The sequence below is a fragment of the Erwinia artemisiae genome (assembly GCF_051400835.1).
GTDB classification, from domain to species: Bacteria; Pseudomonadota; Gammaproteobacteria; order Enterobacterales; family Enterobacteriaceae; genus Erwinia; species Erwinia aeris.
Genome location: NZ_JBLFFM010000001.1, coordinates 786544 through 804268, shown reverse-complemented (window position 1 = coordinate 804268; position 17725 = coordinate 786544). Strand labels below are relative to the sequence as shown.

13 protein-coding genes and 1 tRNA gene are annotated in these 17725 nt (G+C 55.6%); 9 read left to right on the top strand and 5 right to left on the bottom strand.

Features of this window, described 5'->3' with window-relative positions; translation table 11 throughout:
- Positions 1 to 200 precede the first annotated feature (200 nt).
- The gene (gene ppsA, locus ACMGEE_RS03830) at positions 201 to 2582 is read left to right on the top strand and encodes a phosphoenolpyruvate synthase (protein ID WP_301251801.1); all 2382 of its coding nucleotides are present in this window, start codon (positions 201 to 203) and stop codon (positions 2580 to 2582) included.
- Positions 2583 to 3004: 422 nt separating this feature from the next.
- Here the strand turns inward: ppsA and ydiK are convergent, their stop codons facing one another.
- Positions 3005 to 4126, bottom strand: coding sequence for an AI-2E family transporter YdiK (gene ydiK / locus ACMGEE_RS03825; protein ID WP_253454452.1), 1122 nt, complete (start codon positions 4124 to 4126; stop codon positions 3005 to 3007).
- A 213-nt stretch (positions 4127 to 4339) separates the two neighbouring features.
- On the opposite strand from ydiK, the gene ydiJ reads away from it, so the two are divergent.
- Entirely contained in the window at positions 4340 to 7393 is a 3054-nt protein-coding gene (ydiJ, locus tag ACMGEE_RS03820; protein WP_436829701.1) for a D-2-hydroxyglutarate dehydrogenase YdiJ, read from the top strand.
- Between the two features lie 70 nt (positions 7394 to 7463).
- Here the strand turns inward: ydiJ and ACMGEE_RS03815 are convergent, their stop codons facing one another.
- Positions 7464 to 7868, bottom strand: coding sequence for a hypothetical protein (locus ACMGEE_RS03815; protein WP_253454450.1), 405 nt, complete (start codon positions 7866 to 7868; stop codon positions 7464 to 7466).
- Between the two features lie 392 nt (positions 7869 to 8260).
- Between ACMGEE_RS03815 and sufA the strand changes: the two genes are divergently transcribed.
- From sufA to ACMGEE_RS03780, 7 genes are all read left to right on the top strand, one after another.
- A complete protein-coding gene (sufA, locus tag ACMGEE_RS03810; RefSeq protein WP_125289773.1) occupies positions 8261 to 8635 on the top strand; it encodes a Fe-S cluster assembly scaffold SufA in 375 nt (124 codons plus the stop codon).
- A gap of 5 nt (positions 8636 to 8640) precedes the next feature.
- Positions 8641 to 10134 carry a Fe-S cluster assembly protein SufB gene (gene sufB / locus ACMGEE_RS03805; protein WP_125289774.1) on the top strand — a complete coding sequence of 498 codons (1494 nt, stop codon included), beginning with the start codon at positions 8641 to 8643 and terminating at the stop codon, positions 10132 to 10134.
- A gap of 55 nt (positions 10135 to 10189) precedes the next feature.
- Positions 10190 to 10936: a Fe-S cluster assembly ATPase SufC gene (sufC, locus tag ACMGEE_RS03800; protein WP_125289775.1), complete on the top strand. Its 747-nt coding sequence runs from the start codon at positions 10190 to 10192 to the stop codon at positions 10934 to 10936.
- Complete coding sequence (gene sufD / locus ACMGEE_RS03795; protein WP_436829700.1) at positions 10911 to 12188, top strand: Fe-S cluster assembly protein SufD; 1278 nt, start codon at positions 10911 to 10913, stop codon at positions 12186 to 12188. Before sufC ends, sufD begins: the two co-directional genes overlap by 26 nt.
- A complete protein-coding gene (gene sufS / locus ACMGEE_RS03790; RefSeq protein WP_436829699.1) occupies positions 12185 to 13408 on the top strand; it encodes a cysteine desulfurase SufS in 1224 nt (407 codons plus the stop codon). The genes sufD and sufS overlap by 4 nt, the downstream gene beginning before the upstream one ends.
- A 24-nt stretch (positions 13409 to 13432) precedes the next feature.
- A complete protein-coding gene (sufE, locus tag ACMGEE_RS03785; RefSeq protein ID WP_253454447.1) occupies positions 13433 to 13855 on the top strand; it encodes a cysteine desulfuration protein SufE in 423 nt (140 codons plus the stop codon).
- 70 nt (positions 13856 to 13925) lie between these two features.
- Complete coding sequence (locus ACMGEE_RS03780) at positions 13926 to 14867, top strand: L,D-transpeptidase family protein (RefSeq protein WP_301251806.1); 942 nt, start codon at positions 13926 to 13928, stop codon at positions 14865 to 14867.
- 317 nt (positions 14868 to 15184) lie between these two features.
- Here ACMGEE_RS03780 and ACMGEE_RS03775 read toward each other — a convergent pair whose 3' ends face one another.
- The 3 genes from ACMGEE_RS03775 to ACMGEE_RS03765 form a co-directional block, all read right to left on the bottom strand.
- Complete coding sequence (locus ACMGEE_RS03775; RefSeq protein ID WP_016169824.1) at positions 15185 to 15421, bottom strand: major outer membrane lipoprotein; 237 nt, start codon at positions 15419 to 15421, stop codon at positions 15185 to 15187.
- A 305-nt stretch (positions 15422 to 15726) separates the two neighbouring features.
- Entirely contained in the window at positions 15727 to 17139 is a 1413-nt protein-coding gene (pykF, locus tag ACMGEE_RS03770; RefSeq protein ID WP_125289780.1) for a pyruvate kinase PykF, read from the bottom strand.
- A 509-nt stretch (positions 17140 to 17648) separates the two neighbouring features.
- Positions 17649 to 17725 (bottom strand) — tRNA-Val (locus tag ACMGEE_RS03765).

Genomic DNA, 17725 nt, shown 5'->3' with positions numbered 1-17725 from the left:
TAATTAAAATAATCTTATATATCATAATTTTAAACATATTTTTATCGCCCGAAATAAGATTGCTGTTCGCGGAATAGTCTTAAAGTTTTCCTTTTAGTCAGCTTGAACGATTCAACAGTTTCTTTCCATACACGGAATGTGCCAGGCTCAAAAACGCACGATGCTATTTCCATTAATTCATTCATAAAAGGATTGCTTCAATGTCCAATCAAGGCGCACTGCCGTTTGTGCTCTGGTATAACCAGCTTGGCATGAACGATGTTGATCGGGTGGGCGGCAAAAATGCCTCTCTGGGTGAAATGATCACTAATTTGTCATCGCTTGGCGTTTCCGTTCCCAACGGTTTTGCCACTACGGCCGATGCATTCAATCAGTTCCTCGATCAGAGCGGCGTCAGTGAGCGCATCCATACGCTGTTGGACAAAACCGATATTGATGACGTGGACGAACTGGCAAAAGCGGGTAAACAGATCCGCGAGTGGATTGTAGAGACGCCTTTTCAGCCAGAGCTGGAACAGGCTATCCGTGAAGCCTACCAGCAGCTTTCCGCTGACGACGCCGAGGCTTCGTTCGCCGTGCGCTCGTCCGCTACGGCCGAAGATATGCCGGATGCCTCTTTCGCCGGCCAGCAGGAAACTTTCCTGAACGTACAGGGCTTCGACGCCGTGCTGGTGGCGGTGAAGCATGTTTACGCCTCGCTGTTTAACGACAGGGCGATCTCTTATCGCGTGCATCAGGGCTACGATCATCGCGGCGTCGCCCTGTCGGCTGGCGTACAGCGGATGGTACGCTCCGATGCCGGCGCCGCTGGCGTAATGTTTACCATTGATACCGAATCGGGCTTCGATCAGGTGGTGTTTATTACCTCTGCTTATGGTTTAGGCGAGATGGTGGTTCAGGGCGCGGTTAACCCGGACGAATTTTATGTGCATAAGCCGACGCTGGCGGCGGGTCGTCCCGCTATCGTGCGTCGCAACATGGGCTCGAAAAAAATCCGTATGGTCTACGCCGATTCGCAGGCGCACGGCGAGCAGGTCAAAATCGAAGACGTGCCGGAAGCGGAGCGTGACCGTTTCAGCCTCAGCAGCGAAGAAGTGGAAGCGCTGGCGGCACAGGCGGTGCAGATTGAAAAACATTATCAGCGGCCAATGGATATTGAATGGGCGAAGGATGGCCATACCGGCAAGCTGTTTATCGTGCAGGCGCGTCCGGAAACCGTGCGCTCCAATGGCCAGGTGATGGAGCGTTATACGCTACAGGGGAAAGGTGCCGTAGTGGTGGAGGGGCGCGCTATCGGCCATCGTATCGGTGCGGGCGAGGTCAAAGTGATCCACGATATCAGCGAGATGAACCGCATCGAAAAAGGCGACGTGCTGGTCACTGATATGACCGATCCCGACTGGGAGCCGATTATGAAGAAAGCGTCGGCCATCGTTACCAACCGTGGCGGGCGTACCTGTCATGCCGCCATTATCGCCCGCGAGCTGGGTATTCCTGCCGTGGTCGGCTGCGGTAACGCTACCGAGCTTCTGAAGGATGGCCATAAGGTCACCGTCTCCTGCGCAGAAGGCGATACCGGCTATGTTTACGACGATCTGCTCGACTTTGAGGTAAAAAGCTCACAGGTTGATGAAATGCCCGCGCTGCCGCTGAAAATCATGATGAACGTCGGCAATCCCGATCGCGCCTTCGACTTCGCCTGCCTGCCTAATGAGGGCGTGGGGCTGGCGAGACTGGAATTTATCATTAACCGCATGATCGGCGTGCATCCTAAGGCGCTGCTTGAATTCGACCGTCAGACGCCGGAATTGCAGCAGCAGATCCGCAGCATGATGAAAGGCTTTGACGATCCGGTAGAGTTCTATATTGCCCGCCTGACGGAAGGCATCGCCACGCTGGGCGCCGCTTTCTCGCCGAAAAGGGTGATTGTGCGCCTGTCGGATTTTAAAACCAATGAGTACGCTAACCTGGTCGGCGGCGAGCACTATGAGCCGGAAGAGGAAAACCCGATGCTGGGCTTCCGTGGCGCTGGCCGCTACGTGGCCGACAGCTTCCGCGACTGCTTTGCGCTTGAGTGCGAGGCCGTCAAGCGCGTTCGCAACGAAATGGGGCTGACCAACGTCGAAGTGATGGTGCCGTTCGTGCGTACTGTCGCGCAGGCGAAAGCGGTGGTGGAAGAGCTGGGGCGTCAGGGCCTGAAGCGTGGCGAGAACGGATTAAAAATCATTATGATGTGCGAAATCCCTTCTAACGCGCTGCTGGCGGACGAGTTCCTGCAATACTTCGACGGGTTTTCCATCGGCTCAAATGATATGACGCAGCTGACGCTGGGGCTGGACAGGGATTCCGGCGTGGTATCAGAACTGTTCGATGAGCGTAACGATGCGGTGAAGGCGCTGCTGTCGATGGCGATCCGTTCGGCGAAAAAAGCCGGAAAATACGTGGGCATTTGCGGCCAGGGGCCATCCGATCACGAAGATTTTGCCGCCTGGCTGATGGCAGAGGGCATCGACAGCCTGTCGCTCAATCCGGACACGGTAGTTCAGACCTGGTTAAGCCTGGCAGAACTGCCTAAAGCGTAGCGATTCATTACCAGATGCAGTGAAAGGCCGACTTGTTCGGCCTTTTTGCTTTGCTATGGATAAAAAAAAGCCCATCACATGGGATGGGCAAAGACTACACACAGCAATTCTTTAGGGTGTTTGGGGAAAAAGGTTGTTTATAAATCAGCGCGTTGCTGCTAAACATAACCGATATACTATTCCCCCCGCTGAAGTGAGTCTTTAAGAATCCTCTTATTAGTTTAAAGACGATAATATTTAATCACTGAAATTGCAGGCGTAAGGGGCGATATGTGTACTTATATTAATCAATTGCCGGTAAGTGAGACGGGAAGGGCGAAAAACCGGCGGATAATGGTAAAAGTTGCTTAACAAATGCGCCTTTTAAAGTAATAGGTGGTTTTAAAGCATTAAGGCGGTCAGGCATGCTAACCGCCTTAAAGTTATTGCTTAACTGAATTTTCCTGTTCTATTTCAGCAAGTTCTTCAACGACCTCTTCAGGATCGTCTCTGGGCGCGGGTTCTTCATGCATCCAGACCGATACCAGTCGATAAGAGACTGCCAGCACTACCGGGCCAATAAAGAGGCCGATCATGCCGAACGCCACCAGCCCGCCGATCACGCCGGAAAGGATCAAAATCATCGGCAAATCGGCACCCATTCTGATAAGCACTGGCCGCAGCACGTTATCCAGCGTGCCCACCACGCAGCTCCAGATCAGCAGGACGGTGCCCCAGGTGGTGTCGCCGCTCCAGTAGAGCCAGATGATAGCGGGGATCAGCACGACCAACGGCCCCAGCTGCACCAGGCAGGAGAGGATCATCACTACCGTCAGTACCGTAGCGTAAGGAATGCCGGAAATGGCCAGGCCGATACCGCCTAATACGCCCTGCACCAGCGCGGTAACCACCACGCCAAGCGCCACGGCGCGGATGGCCTGACCGGCAAGCAGCACCGCCGCGTCGCCGCGACGATGGGCCAGCCGATAGGCAAAGTGGCGAATGCCGTTACCCACCTGCTCACCGCGCCAGTAAAGCAGCACGCTGAACAGCAGCATCAGTCCCAGATGCAGCATAAAGCGACCAAAGTGTCCGGCCTGCGCGAATAAAAAGATGCTGGTGCGCCCGATATAGGGCTGAACGCTGGCCACCATCGCCGTGCCGCCGCCCGCCACCAGATGACGCCAGGCGGAATAGAGCTTTTTGCCCACCAGCGGAATGTCGTGTAGCCACAGCATCTGCGGCAGCATCACATGCCCCGAGGTCGCCCAGGCGATTACCGGCCCGCTGTTCTCAATCAGGCTGTTAACCAGCAGCGCGACGGGGATAACAAACAGCAGCACCAGCAGCAGCGTCATGGCGATCACCGCCAGTGAACGGCGCCCCCACAGCCAGCCCTGGATTTTTAGCATCAAAGGCCAGGTGGCGATCACCACCATGCTCGCCCAGGCGAATCCCAGCACAAAGGGTTGAACCACCCACAGACAGGCGACGATCAGCAGCGTAATAAACAGGATGGAGAAGATGATTTGCAGCATATCCCATCCGTTTTGCGTGTTCTTCATGTATGACCATTAACCTCAAGTAATAAAGTCGTCAGAAAGGCCGGAAAGCAGGAGCGGACATTCCGCTCCTGATGTATTAAACGCATTTTCCACACAAACGGCACGTTATTCTTTTCGCTGGGGTTTTGAAAGGGCGACAGGTCATAAAAAAATGTGATAAAACCATAAGAAAGAGCAAACGTTACACCTCAAACACAACCTGGTCACACGATAATGATCCCACAGATTTCTCAGGCGCCGGGCCTCGTTCAACTGGTGCTGAATTTTTTGCAGGCGTTAGAGCAGCAGGGTTTTACCGGTGATACCGCTACCAGCTATGCCGACCGTCTTACCCTGTCCACCGATAACAGCATCTATCAGCTGTTGCCCGATGCGGCGCTGTTCCCCCGATCCACAGCTGATGTTGCGCTGATTGCTCGTCTGGCGGGCGAAGAGCGCTATCGAAGCCTGGTCTTTACGCCGCGCGGCGGCGGCACCGGCACCAACGGCCAGGCGCTGAATCAGGGCATCGTGGTCGATATGTCCCGCTATATGAACCGCATTCTGGACATTAATGTGGAGCAGGGATGGGTAAAAGTAGAGGCGGGGGTGATCAAAGACCAGCTCAACGCCGCCCTGAAACCGCTGGGCTACTTCTTCTCGCCGGAACTCTCCACCAGCAACCGCGCCACGCTTGGCGGCATGATCAATACCGATGCGTCAGGGCAAGGCTCGCTGGTTTATGGCAAAACCTCCGATCACGTTTTAGGGCTGCGCGCGGTGCTGCTGGGCGGCGACTTGCTGGATACGCGGGCGATCCCGACAGGCGTGGCGGAGCAGCTGGCGGCGGAGCAAACGCGCGAGGGCGAAATCTATCGCACGGTACTGGAATGCTGCCGCGATCGCCGTGACCTTATTGTTGAGAAGTTTCCAAAGCTCAACCGCTTTTTGACCGGCTACGATCTGCGCCACGCCATCAGCGACGATTTGCAGCAGGTGGATTTAACCCGTCTGCTATGCGGCGCAGAAGGCACGCTGGCTTTTATTACCGAAGCCCGCCTGAACATCATGCCGATCCCCAAAGTGCGACGGCTGGTCAATATCAAATATGATTCCTTCGACTCGGCGCTGCGCAGCGCACCTTTTATGGTGGAGGCGCAGGCGCTGTCGGTAGAAACAGTTGATTCAAAGGTGCTGAACCTGGCACGGGAAGATATCGTCTGGCATTCGGTCAGCGAGCTGATCGCCAACGTGCCGGACCAGGAAATGCTGGGGCTGAATATTGTTGAGTTCGCCGGAGACGATAAGGCGCTGATCGACGGTCAGGTCGCCTCACTTTGCCAGCGGCTGGAAAGCCTGATGGCGGCCGGCGAGGCGGGCATTATCGGCTATCAGCTGTGCAACGATATTGGCGGTATTGAGCGCATTTACGCCATGCGTAAAAAAGCGGTCGGGCTGCTCGGCAACGCCAAAGGCCGCGCCAAACCGATCCCTTTCGTCGAAGATACCTGTGTGCCGCCGCAGCATCTGGCGGACTATATCGTCGAGTTCCGCCAGCTGCTGGACAGCCACAACCTGAGCTACGGCATGTTTGGCCATGTCGATGCGGGCGTGCTGCACGTGCGCCCCGCGCTGGATATGTGCGATCCACAGCAGGAAATGCTGATGAAGCAAATCTCCGACGAGGTGGTGGCGCTGACGGCGCGCTACGGCGGCCTGCTGTGGGGTGAACACGGCAAAGGCTTCCGTGCCGAATACAGCCCGGCGTTTTTTGGCGAAGCGTTATACAACGACCTGCGCCGCATCAAGGCGGCCTTCGATGCCGATAACCGGCTTAATCCGGGGAAAATTTGTGCGCCCTTGGGCGTTGACGAGCCGATGATGAAAGTGGATGCGGTAAAGCGCGGCACCTTCGATCGTCAAATTCCGGTCAACGTGCGCAGCGACTGGCGCGGCGCGATGGAGTGCAACGGCAACGGTCTGTGTTTTAATTTTGACGTGCGCAGCCCGATGTGTCCGTCGATGAAAATCACCGGCAATCGTATTCACTCGCCGAAAGGCCGCGCCACGCTGACCCGCGAATGGCTGCGGCTGCTGGCGGAGCAGGGCGTCGATCCGCTGGCGCTGGAACGCTCGCTGCCCCAGGCGAAAGTCAGCCTGCGCGGCATGATCGAGCGCACCCGCAACAGCTGGCACGCGAAGCGCGGCGAATATGATTTCTCGCACGAGGTGAAAGAGGCGATGTCGGGCTGTCTGGCCTGTAAAGCCTGTTCCACCCAGTGTCCGATAAAAATCGACGTGCCCGGCTTCCGTTCCCGTTTCCTGCAGCTTTACCACACCCGCTATCTGCGTCCGGTCAGCGATCACCTGGTCGCCGGCGTGGAAAGCTACGCGCCGCTGATGGCAAAAGCGCCCACGTTCTTTAACTTCTTTTTACGCCAGCCGCTGGTGCGCAAGCTGAGTAAGGATCATATCGGCATGGTCGATCTGCCGCTGCTTTCCTCGCCCAATCTGAAGCAGCAGCTGGCCGGGCAGCGGGCGGTGACCACCACCCTGGAGCAGCTTGAGGCAATGAGCGAAACGCAGCGCGCGCAGCATGTGCTGATCGTGCAGGATCCGTTTACCAGCTATTACGAAGCCAGGCTGGTCAGCGATTTTGTGACGCTGGTGGAGAAGCTTGGCTATCGGCCGGTGGTGCTGCCTTTCTCGCCCAACGGCAAGGCGCAACATATCAAAGGCTTTTTACAGCGCTTCGCCAGAACCGCGCAGAAAACGGCGGATTTTCTTAATCGCGTGGCGAAACTCCAGCTGCCGATGGTCGGCGTCGATCCGGCGCTGGTGCTTTGCTACCGTGACGAATACAAAGAGATCCTTGGCGAAAAACGCGGCGACTTCCACGTGCAGCTGGTGCATGAATGGCTGCAAAATGCGCTGCCGGCGCGCCAGCCCGTCCCGCAAAGCGGCGAAGCCTGGTACTTGTTCGGCCACTGTACGGAAGTCACTGCGCTACCCGCATCCAGCCAGCAGTGGGCAGGAATATTCGCGCGCTTTGGCGCAAAACTGGAAAGCGTCAGCGTAGGCTGCTGCGGTATGGCGGGCACGTACGGGCATGAAACAAAAAATCTGGCTAACTCGCTGGGTATTTATGAGCTGTCATGGCATCAGGCGCTGCAAAAACTGCCGCGCCAGCGCTGCCTGGCGACCGGCTATTCGTGCCGCAGCCAGGTGAAACGCCTCGAGGGTAACGGCATGCGGCATCCTTTACAGGCGCTGCTGGAGCTGCTTTAAGCAGCGTTCGGTAATGCCAGAGCAGATATCTTCACGCCGCCAGGGTATAATGGTCTGTTCTGGCGGCGAGCTACATAATTCGCGAGGCTTTGCGCACAAACTCATTTTGCAGCGCGGTCGCCTTATCCCATTCGCCGCTCAGCGCGAGCTGATGGCACAGACGGGTAAGCGAGTGGCGCGCCAGCTGCCAGGCTTGCATACGGAAGAGGCGTTCCCGCTCGGGATTGCCCAATTCCTGCAACAGACGTTGATGCAGCCTGCCGAGCGCGTGCAGATAGCTCTGGTCATCGCCGTTTAGCTGGCAGAGCTCGGCCATATCAAGACAGGTATCGTTAAACTTACGCAGCTGTTCCAGGGTGCATTCAGGCCGATTCACTTTGGCCTGCGCCATAGTGTAATCAACGGTGATATCCCGGATGGAAAACTTGTATTCATCAATTTTATGTTGCAGCCAGGCACTCATCGTCAGATTCATTCCGGGACCCATTCACGCTAATGATAATCATTATCATATTATAACTGGCGCATTATTCAACGCTGGCGCAAAAAATTTTTATCGATTTATGCTGCCTCTCAGATAAATTGGTAATAACAATACGCGTTAAGGATGAAAGGGGTAAAATAACTATTATTCCTGCTTAGCGCAGCGCGGCTGATATTTACTGGCTGCTTTTCAATGTGTTACCATTTCGTTAAATCACTGCGTGACACACATCGCAAACCTCTTCACAGGGTCTAAACTGAATAAAGAGGCCCAAAAAAGCCCGGTTGGCCTTAATCCCTGCAAAACAAGAGGTTGAAGAGACAATCATTATCACTAACATAGGGGTATCAGCCCGCAGGGCTACCGACTCGCGAGGTAATGTTATGCCATCAGCAACGACCGCTTCTTTTTCGCCGGACGATTTCGTCTGGAAAGGACTGACGCTTACCGACAGCGCCGCACAGCAAATCATCGCGCTGTCCGCCAGCGACCCGCACGTTAAGGGTTTAAAGCTGGGCGTTAAGACGTCCGGCTGCGCCGGATTCGGCTACACCATGGATTTGATTAAAGAGCCTGCGTCAGATGATTTAGTGTTTACCCATAACGGCGCGAATCTTTATGTGCCGCTGCAGGCTATGCCTTTTATCGACGGAACCGAAGTCGATTTCGTTCGTGAAGGCCTGAACCAGATTTTCAAATTTAATAATCCTAAAGCTCAACACGCCTGTGGCTGTGGTGAGAGCTTTGGCGTTGAGTAAATTTTATGTCCCGAAATACTGATACATCAGACGACGTGCAGGTCTGGGAAGGAAGCCGCCAGAAGTACAAGGAAGGATTCTTCACTCAGCTGCAAACCGAGGAGTTCGCCAACGGCATCAATGAGGATGTGGTGCGTGCGATCTCTGCTAAACGCAATGAGCCGGAGTGGATGCTTGATTTCCGCCTGAAAGCCTACGCGGCCTGGCTGGAGATGGAAGAGCCACACTGGCTGAAAGCTAACTATAAGTCACTGAACTATCAGGATTACAGCTACTATTCCGCACCGTCCTGCGGCAGCTGCGATGACAGCTGCGCCTCAGAGCCTGGCGCACAGCAGACTTCCGGCGCCGCGGCGCCGAACTACCTGACGGAAGAAGTGGAAAACGCCTTTAAACAGCTGGGCGTGCCGGTACGCGAAGGGCAGGAAGTGGCCGTAGACGCCATTTTCGACTCCGTGTCGGTGTCAACCACCTATCGCGGCAAGCTGGCGGAGCAGGGCATTATTTTCTGTTCCTTTGGCGAAGCGATCCACGATCACCCTGAGCTGGTAAAACAGTATCTGGGCACCGTGGTGCCGGCCAACGATAACTTCTTCGCGGCGCTGAACTCGGCGGTAGCGTCAGACGGCACCTTCGTTTACATCCCGAAAGGGGTGCGCTGCCCAATGGAGCTGTCCACCTATTTCCGCATCAACGCGGCGAAAACCGGCCAGTTCGAGCGCACCATTCTGATTGCCGATGAAGGCAGCTACGTCAGCTATATCGAAGGCTGCTCCGCGCCGGTGCGCGACAGCTATCAGCTGCACGCGGCGGTGGTGGAAGTCATCATCCATAAAGATGCGGAAGTAAAATATTCTACCGTGCAGAACTGGTTCGCCGGCGGCGAAGCGGAAGGCGGCATCCTGAACTTCGTGACCAAGCGCGCGCTGTGCGAAGGCGAAAACAGCAAGATGTCCTGGACGCAGTCGGAAACCGGCTCGGCGATCACCTGGAAATATCCAAGCGTGATCCTGCGCGGCGATAACTCCGTGGGCGAGTTCTTCTCGGTGGCGCTGACCAGCGGACATCAGCAGGCCGATACCGGCACCAAGATGATCCATATCGGCAAAAACACCAAATCCACCATTATCTCCAAGGGGATTTCGGCGGGTAAAAGCCAGAACACCTATCGTGGCCTGGTAAAAATTATGCCGACGGCGACCAATGCCCGTAACTTTACGCAGTGCGACTCCATGCTGATTGGCGCCGAGTGTGGCGCGCACACCTTCCCATATGTGGAAGCGCGCAACAACACCGCGCAGCTGGAACACGAGGCGACGACCTCGCGCATTGGCGAAGATCAGCTGTTCTACTGCCTGCAGCGCGGCATCAGCGAAGACGATGCGATCTCCATGATCGTCAACGGCTTCTGCAAGGACGTTTTCTCCGAGCTGCCGCTGGAATTTGCGGTGGAAGCGCAAAAACTGCTGGCGATCAGCCTCGAACACAGCGTGGGCTGATCCCCGCTGCTTATTCATTTTGCGCAATGCCGAGAGGTATTGCCCAGGAAAGATTATGTTAAGCATTAAAGATTTACAGGTAAGTATCGAAGACAAAGAGATCCTGCGCGGCCTGAACCTTGAGGTGAAGCCGGGCGAAGTCCACGCGATTATGGGGCCGAACGGCTCAGGGAAAAGTACGCTTTCCGCGACGCTGGCGGGCCGCGAAGAGTATGAAATCACCGGCGGCTCCATTGAGTTCAAAGGCAAAGATCTGCTGGAGCTGTCGCCGGAAGATCGCGCGGGCGAAGGCATCTTTATGGCTTTCCAGTACCCTGTGGAAATCCCTGGCGTCAGCAACCAGTTTTTCCTGCAAACGGCAGTCAACGCCGTGCGTAAATATCGCGACCAGGAATCGCTGGATCGTTTCGACTTCCAGGACTTTATCGAAGACAAAATTCACCTGCTGAAAATGCCGGAAGATCTGCTGACCCGTTCAGTCAACGTCGGCTTCTCCGGCGGCGAGAAAAAACGCAACGACATTTTGCAAATGGCGGCGCTGGAGCCGGAGCTTTGCATCCTTGACGAAACCGACTCCGGTCTGGATATCGATGCGCTGAAAATCGTTTCAAACGGCGTGAACACGCTGCGTGACGGCAAGCGCGCTTTTATTATCGTCACGCACTACCAGCGTATCCTGGACTACATCAAGCCTGACTTTGTGCACGTGCTCTATCAGGGAAAAATCGTGAAATCAGGCGATTTCTCGCTGGTGAAACAACTGGAGGAGCAAGGCTATGGCTGGCTTACCGAACAGGAATAGTGAAAACGCCCTGCAGCAGTGGCATCACCTGTTCGAGACCCAGGGCGAGCAGCGTTCTTTGCAGGCTCAACAGCACTGGCAGCAGGTGCTGCGTTTAGGACTGCCGACGCGCAAGCATGAGAACTGGAAATATACGCCGCTGGATGGCCTGCTGGCGCACAACTTCGTGCTGCCGACGGCCGCCGAGCTGAGCGCAGCGGACGTTGCCGCGCTGGCGCTGAATATCGACGCGATTAAACTGGTTTTCGTCGATGGCCGGTTCAACGCGCAGCTGAGCGACAGCAGCTGGGATCAGTTTGATATTCAGATTGCCGCAGGCCGCCGCGAGCTGAGCGCACCGATCCAGCCTGAAGTTTTCCTGCACCTGACGGAAAGCCTGGCGGAAGAGGTGACCACTATCCATCTGCCGCGCGGCAAATCGGCCGAACGTGCCGTTTACCTGCTGCATATCAGCAGCGGCAGCGCGCAGGACGAGATGAACACCTCGCATTATCGTCACCATCTGCAGCTGGACGACGGCGCAGAGGCGACGATTATCGAGCATTACGTCAGCCTGAATGAAAGCACGCACTTTACCGGCGCTCGCTTTACCGCGACCGTAGGCAATAATGCGCGACTGACGCACTACAAGCTGGCTTTCGAGCACGCAAGCACCAACCATTTTGCGCATAACGATCTGCTGATCGAACGTGATGCGCGCGTGCAGAGCCACAGCTTCCTGCTGGGCAGCGGGCTGGCCCGCCACAATACCAGCACGCAGCTGAACGGCGAGGGTACCGAGCTGTCGATCAATAGCCTGATGCTGCCGGTAGAGAAAGAAGTGTGCGACAGCCGAACCTATCTGGAGCACAACAAAGGCTACTGCCAGAGCCGTCAGCTGCATAAAACCATCGTGCGTGACAAAGCCCGTGCGGTGTTCAATGGCAAGATCGAAGTGGCGAAGCACGCGCTGAAAACCGATGGCCAGATGACCAACAACAACCTGCTGTTGGGACGCCTGGCGGAAGTAGACACCAAGCCGCAGCTGGAAATCTATGCTGACGACGTGAAGTGCAGCCACGGCGCGACCATTGGCCGTATCGACGACGAACAGATGTTCTATCTGCGCGCTCGCGGCATCAGCGAAGAATCTGCTCAGCGCATGATTATCTACGCCTTTGCCGCCGAGCTTACCGAAGCCATCACGGACGAGGTACTCAAGGAGGCGGTGATGCAGCGTATCGCACAGCGCTTCCCCGGAGGCATCAAATGAGTTTTGACCTGACGCGCGTCAGGGCCGATTTTCCTGTTCTGGCGCGAGAAGTGAATGGCCAGCCGCTGGCCTACCTTGACAGCGCCGCCAGCGCGCAGAAACCGCAGGCGGTGATCGATGCGGAAAGCCATTTCTACGAGCACGGCTATGCGGCGGTGCATCGGGGTATTCACACCCTGAGCGCCGAAGCGACCACGGAGATGGAAGAGGTTCGCGCGCACGCCGCGCGTTTCCTTAACGCCGCTTCGCCAGAGGAAATCGTGTTTGTTAAGGGCACAACCGAGGGGATTAACCTCGTTGCCAGCAGCTGGGGCGGCAGCCAGCTGCAGCCCGGCGACAACATCATCATTACCGAGATGGAACACCACGCCAATATCGTGCCGTGGCAGATGGTGGCCGAGCGCACCGGCGCGGAAGTGCGCTTTATCCCTCTGACGGCCGACGGCGAGCTGGATCTGGCCGCGCTGCCAAAACTGATGGATAGCCGCACCCGTATGCTGGCCGTTACGCACGTTTCCAACGTGCTGGGCACCATCAATCCGGTCAAAGAACTGGTGGTGCAGGCGAAAGCCGCAGGCGTCGCTACGCTGATTGACGGCGCACAGGCCGTGATGCATGCAAAAGTCGACGTGCAGGATCTGGACTGCGACTTTTATCTGTTCTCCGGCCATAAAATATACGGGCCTTCCGGCATCGGCATCCTGTACGGGCGTAAAGCCATGCTGGATCAAATGCCGCCGTGGGAAGGGGGCGGATCGATGATCGCCACCGTCAGCCTGACTGCCGGCACCACCTACGCCGCCGCGCCGTGGCGCTTTGAGGCAGGCTCGCCGAATACCGGCGGCATCATGGGCCTTGGCGCGGCGCTGAAATGGGTGGAAGCGCTGGGGCTGGATAACATTGCGCAGCGCGAGCAGGCGCTGATGCGCTACGCGATGGACAAGCTGGCCTCCGTGCCGGATCTGGTCATTTACGGCCCGCAGCATCGCGCAGGCGTGATCGCCTTTAATCTGGGCAAGCATCACGCCTATGACGTGGGCAGCTTTCTGGATCGCTACGGTATTGCCATTCGTACCGGTCACCACTGCGCCATGCCGCTGATGCATCACTACGACGTCCCGGCGATGTGTCGTGCTTCCTTTGTTTTGTATAATAGCGAGGAAGAGGTCGACCGCCTGGCGGCAGGCCTGACACGTATACATATGCTGCTGGGCGGTTAAACCGCCCAGGCAAAGGAGAACTGCATGGCAACACTGCCCGATAAAGAGAGACTGGTTCGCAACTTTTCCCGCTGCGCCAACTGGGAAGAGAAGTATCTCTATGTGATTGAACTGGGCGCGAAACTGCCTGCGCTGCCGGACTCGCTGCACCAGCCGGAGAATACCATTTCCGGCTGCCAGAGCCAGGTCTGGATCGTGATGGAACTGGACGAGCAGGGCCGCGTGCTGCTGCAGGGCGACAGCGACGCCGCTATCGTTAAAGGGTTGATTGCCCTGGTGTTTGTGCTTTACCAGCAGATGACCCCGGCGGAAATTCTCGATTTTGACGTGCGGCCATGGTTCAGCGAGCTGGCGCTTACCCAGCACCTGACGCCGTCGCGCTCGCAGGGTCTGGAAGCGATGATCCGTGCTATTCGCCAGAAAGCGCAGGACAGTATTAGCCGCTAAGTTGCTACACTTCTCGACAGGCTTCCCGTCATGATGACGGGAAGTGTTGTTTACCTGGCGAGAAATAAAAATGAAAACTCTACTCCTCTCTTCGTTATTTTTTTTCTTCTCTCTGGCGCGTGCGGCCGATTATCCGCTTCCCGCCGCCGACAGCCGTTTAATTGGCGAAAACCAGCTTTATACCGTGCCGGATGACGGGCGCTCGCTGGAAAGCATTGCCGCGCACTTTCAGACGGGCCTGTTAGGGATGCTGGAAGCCAACCCCGGCACCGATCCCTGGCTGCCGAAAGCGGGATCGAAACTGGTTATCCCTACGCAGATGCTGCTGCCCGATACCAAAAGGGAAGGGATCGTGGTCAACGTGGCCGAGCTACGGCTCTACTATTATCCAAAAGATGAAAATAAGGTGGTCGTTTACCCGATAGGCATTGGCCAGCTTGGCGCCAACACGCCTGCGATGGTGACGCGCATCAGTCAGAAGATCCCTAACCCCAGCTGGACGCCCACGCCGAATATCCGCAAGCGCTACGCGGCGGAAGGCAAAACCTTGCCAACGACCATACCCGCCGGGCCGGATAACCCAATGGGGCTGTATGCGCTGCGCCTGGCTTACGGCAAAGGCCACTATCTGATCCACGGCACCAACGCGGATTTCGGCATTGGGATGCGGGTCAGCTCCGGCTGTATCCGCCTGCGGCCTGACGATATCGAAAACCTGTTTAACAGCGTGCCTGAAGGCACCCGCGTGCAGATTATCAATCAGCCCGTTAAGTACGCCACAGAGCCGGACGGCAAGCGCTATATCGAAGTCCATCAGCCGCTGTCCCACAGCGAGAAGGACGATCCACAAACGATGCCGATTGCGCTGACCGCGCAAACCAAAAAATTTGTAGGCAGCGCGCTGAGCGATAGTCAGGTTATTAAGGAAGCATTAAAAAGACGTGCGGGATTGCCGGTGCTGGTGAATAAGGGCGAAACGTCGGCGTCTGAGAGCGTCCCAGAAGCGCTTTAAGCGATTATCTTTGTGAAGCGAGGGCGGAAGTGGGCAGAAAGCCATAAAAGGGCTGGAACGCTTTCTGAAGCCTTCGCGCTTTCAGCGCTAACGCAAAGCGATGGCCAGAGCTGGGGGCAGGGCCCGTAACGCACTCTGCAGCCGCAAAGCGGGGCTGGAATGGGGGGCAGTTAAAAATGGGCGGGAACGTGTTCTGCAGCCGCGAAGCGAGGCTGGACGGGGAACAGTTATAAACGGCCCGGAACGCTTTCTGCAGCCGTGAAGGCGACAGGCAAAAAAAATGGCGCACAATGTGCGCCATTTTTAAACCAGAACTCTTACTTACGGTAAGAGTGAGCCTGGTTGTCCAGACGCTGGTTAGCGCGTGCTGCGTCGTCTTTAGCAGCCTGAACGTCAGAACGGATTGCGTTCACGTCGTTGCTCAGCTGGTCAACTTTAGCGTTCAGAGTCTGAACGTCGGTAGACAGCTGGTCGATTTTAGCGTTGCTTGAGCAACCGGCCAGCAGAGTAGAACCCAGGATTACCGCGCCCAGTACCAGTTTAGTACGATTCATTATTTATACCCTCTAGATTGAGTTAATCTCCATGTAGCGTTACAAGTATTACACAAAGTTTTTTCCAATGAGAATAAATTTTTGGTTAGAACGTGCTTAAATTTGATCGTTCGCTCAAAGAAGCACCGTCTTTACGAAAAAGCCCAAAAAATTTAGCGAAAACAGACGATTTCAATCGGACTTATCTCGCCTTACAGCGCAATTGAATAGTTAATCTCGATTGGAATTTTTAGAAAAAACTTTGAGCTAAGCTGTAAAAAAAGCGCCACTCAGGGCGCTTTTTCACTACAAGGCGTAATCTTTGATTACAGAACGTGCACAGACGCGGTATTCGTGGTTCCGCTCGGCACCAGCGCGCCAGAAACCATCACCACGACATCGCCTTTACGACCGTAGCCGCTGGCGATGGCCGCTTCTTTACCGATACGGTAAAAATCATCGGTAGAAGCAATTTCTTTCACCACGGACGCCACAATGCCTTTGCTCAGGATCAGCTGACGCGCGGTCTGTTCGTTGGTGGTTAACGCCAGGATAGTCGCGTTCGGGAAATATTTGCGTACGGACTTGGCTGACTTACCGCCTTCGGTTGCCACCACGATCAGCGGCGCTTCCAGCTTCTCGGCAGTTTCTACTGCGCCACGGCACACGGCTTCCGTGATGCGCATTTTGCGGCTGTCATGCTGAGAGTCGATACGGCTTTTCATCACGCGATCGGTACGTTCGCAGATGGTAGCCATAATGGTGACGGATTCCAGCGGGTATTTACCCTTGGCGCTTTCGCCAGAGAGCATAACCGCATCGGTGCCGTCGAGGATGGCGTTAGCCACGTCGCCCGCTTCTGCACGGGTAGGGCGTGGGTTTTTGATCATTGAGTCCAGCATCTGCGTAGCGGTAATCACCACTTTGCGTGCGCGGTTACATTTCTTGATCATCATCTTCTGCGCGAAAATCACCTCTTCAACCGGGATTTCCACACCCAGGTCGCCGCGCGCTACCATGATGCCGTCGGAAGCGTCCAGGATCTCATCAAAATTGTTCAGGCCTTCCTGATTTTCAATTTTAGAGATGATCTGAATATGCTCGCCGCCGTTCTGCTTCAGGTGCTCGCGAATTTCCAGCACGTCAGAACGCTTGCGGATAAAGGAAGCGGCAACAAAATCCACGCCCTGTTCGCAACCAAAAATCAGGTCACGCTTGTCTTTTTCGGCCAGCGCTGGCAGCTGGATAGAAACGCCAGGCAGGTTAACGCCTTTGTTTTCGCCCAGATCGCCGTTGTTCAGTACCTTACAAACCACGTGGTTTTCGGTCACTTCGGTGACTTCCATGCCGATCAGGCCATCGTCCACCAGGACGGTGTTGCCGATAGAGAGATCGGAAGTGAAGCCGGAATAGGTCACCGCCACGCGCTCGCTGTTGCCGATAACGGACTGGTCGGTGGTGAAGGTAAAGGTCTGACCGGCTTTCAACGACACGTCCGCGCCGCCTTCCAGCTTCATGGTACGAATTTCTGGCCCTTTGGTGTCCAGCAGAATAGCGGCCTGCTTGCCGGTTTTGCTCATCACCGCGCGCAGGTTAGCGATACGCTTACCGTGCTCATCGTAATCGCCGTGAGAGAAATTCAGACGCATAACGTTCATGCCCGCGTCCAGCAGGTTGGTCAACATTTCTTCCGATTCGGTTTTTGGACCGATAGTACAAACAATCTTGGTCTTTTTCATGACGAGTCATCTGTTAAGTTGTGATGGATGAAATAAAGCGTAATCCCGGTGATTGGGGGTGCGACCGCCCGAGCGGCGAACTGCGATACAGCTTAAGGATAGGTGACAGAAAAAAAGCGTGCAGAGGAAGTTTAAACGCGGTTTTGGCGCAGGCGCAAAGATCGGTTGCGCAACCAGCTATCGTTTTTGCTAAAGGGCCAACCATACGCTGAAACCATTCAAGTGAAACAACGTTTCGTATTATAGCTACTCAGCCCATTGAAAACCAATTAAAAAGTAGGCCGGAACGGGGGAAAGCTTGCACCAGATCAGATTGTTGCGCAAAAAAAGGCGGTGGCCGGGCGCAGAAAGAGCCATTCGGGCGCGAGAAAGGGCAGCGCGGTGAAGTAAAGCGTTACGGGAAAAAGCAGCAGACCGAAGCGAAACATTATGGAAGATAAATAGCACGTTGAAACAAGTGATTACACAAAACAGCGGCGTGGAAAGACGTGACGGGAGAAAGCAGAAGATGGTGCGTTCTAGAGGACTCGAACCTCCGACCCCCACCATGTCAAGGTGGTGCTCTAACCAACTGAGCTAAGAACGC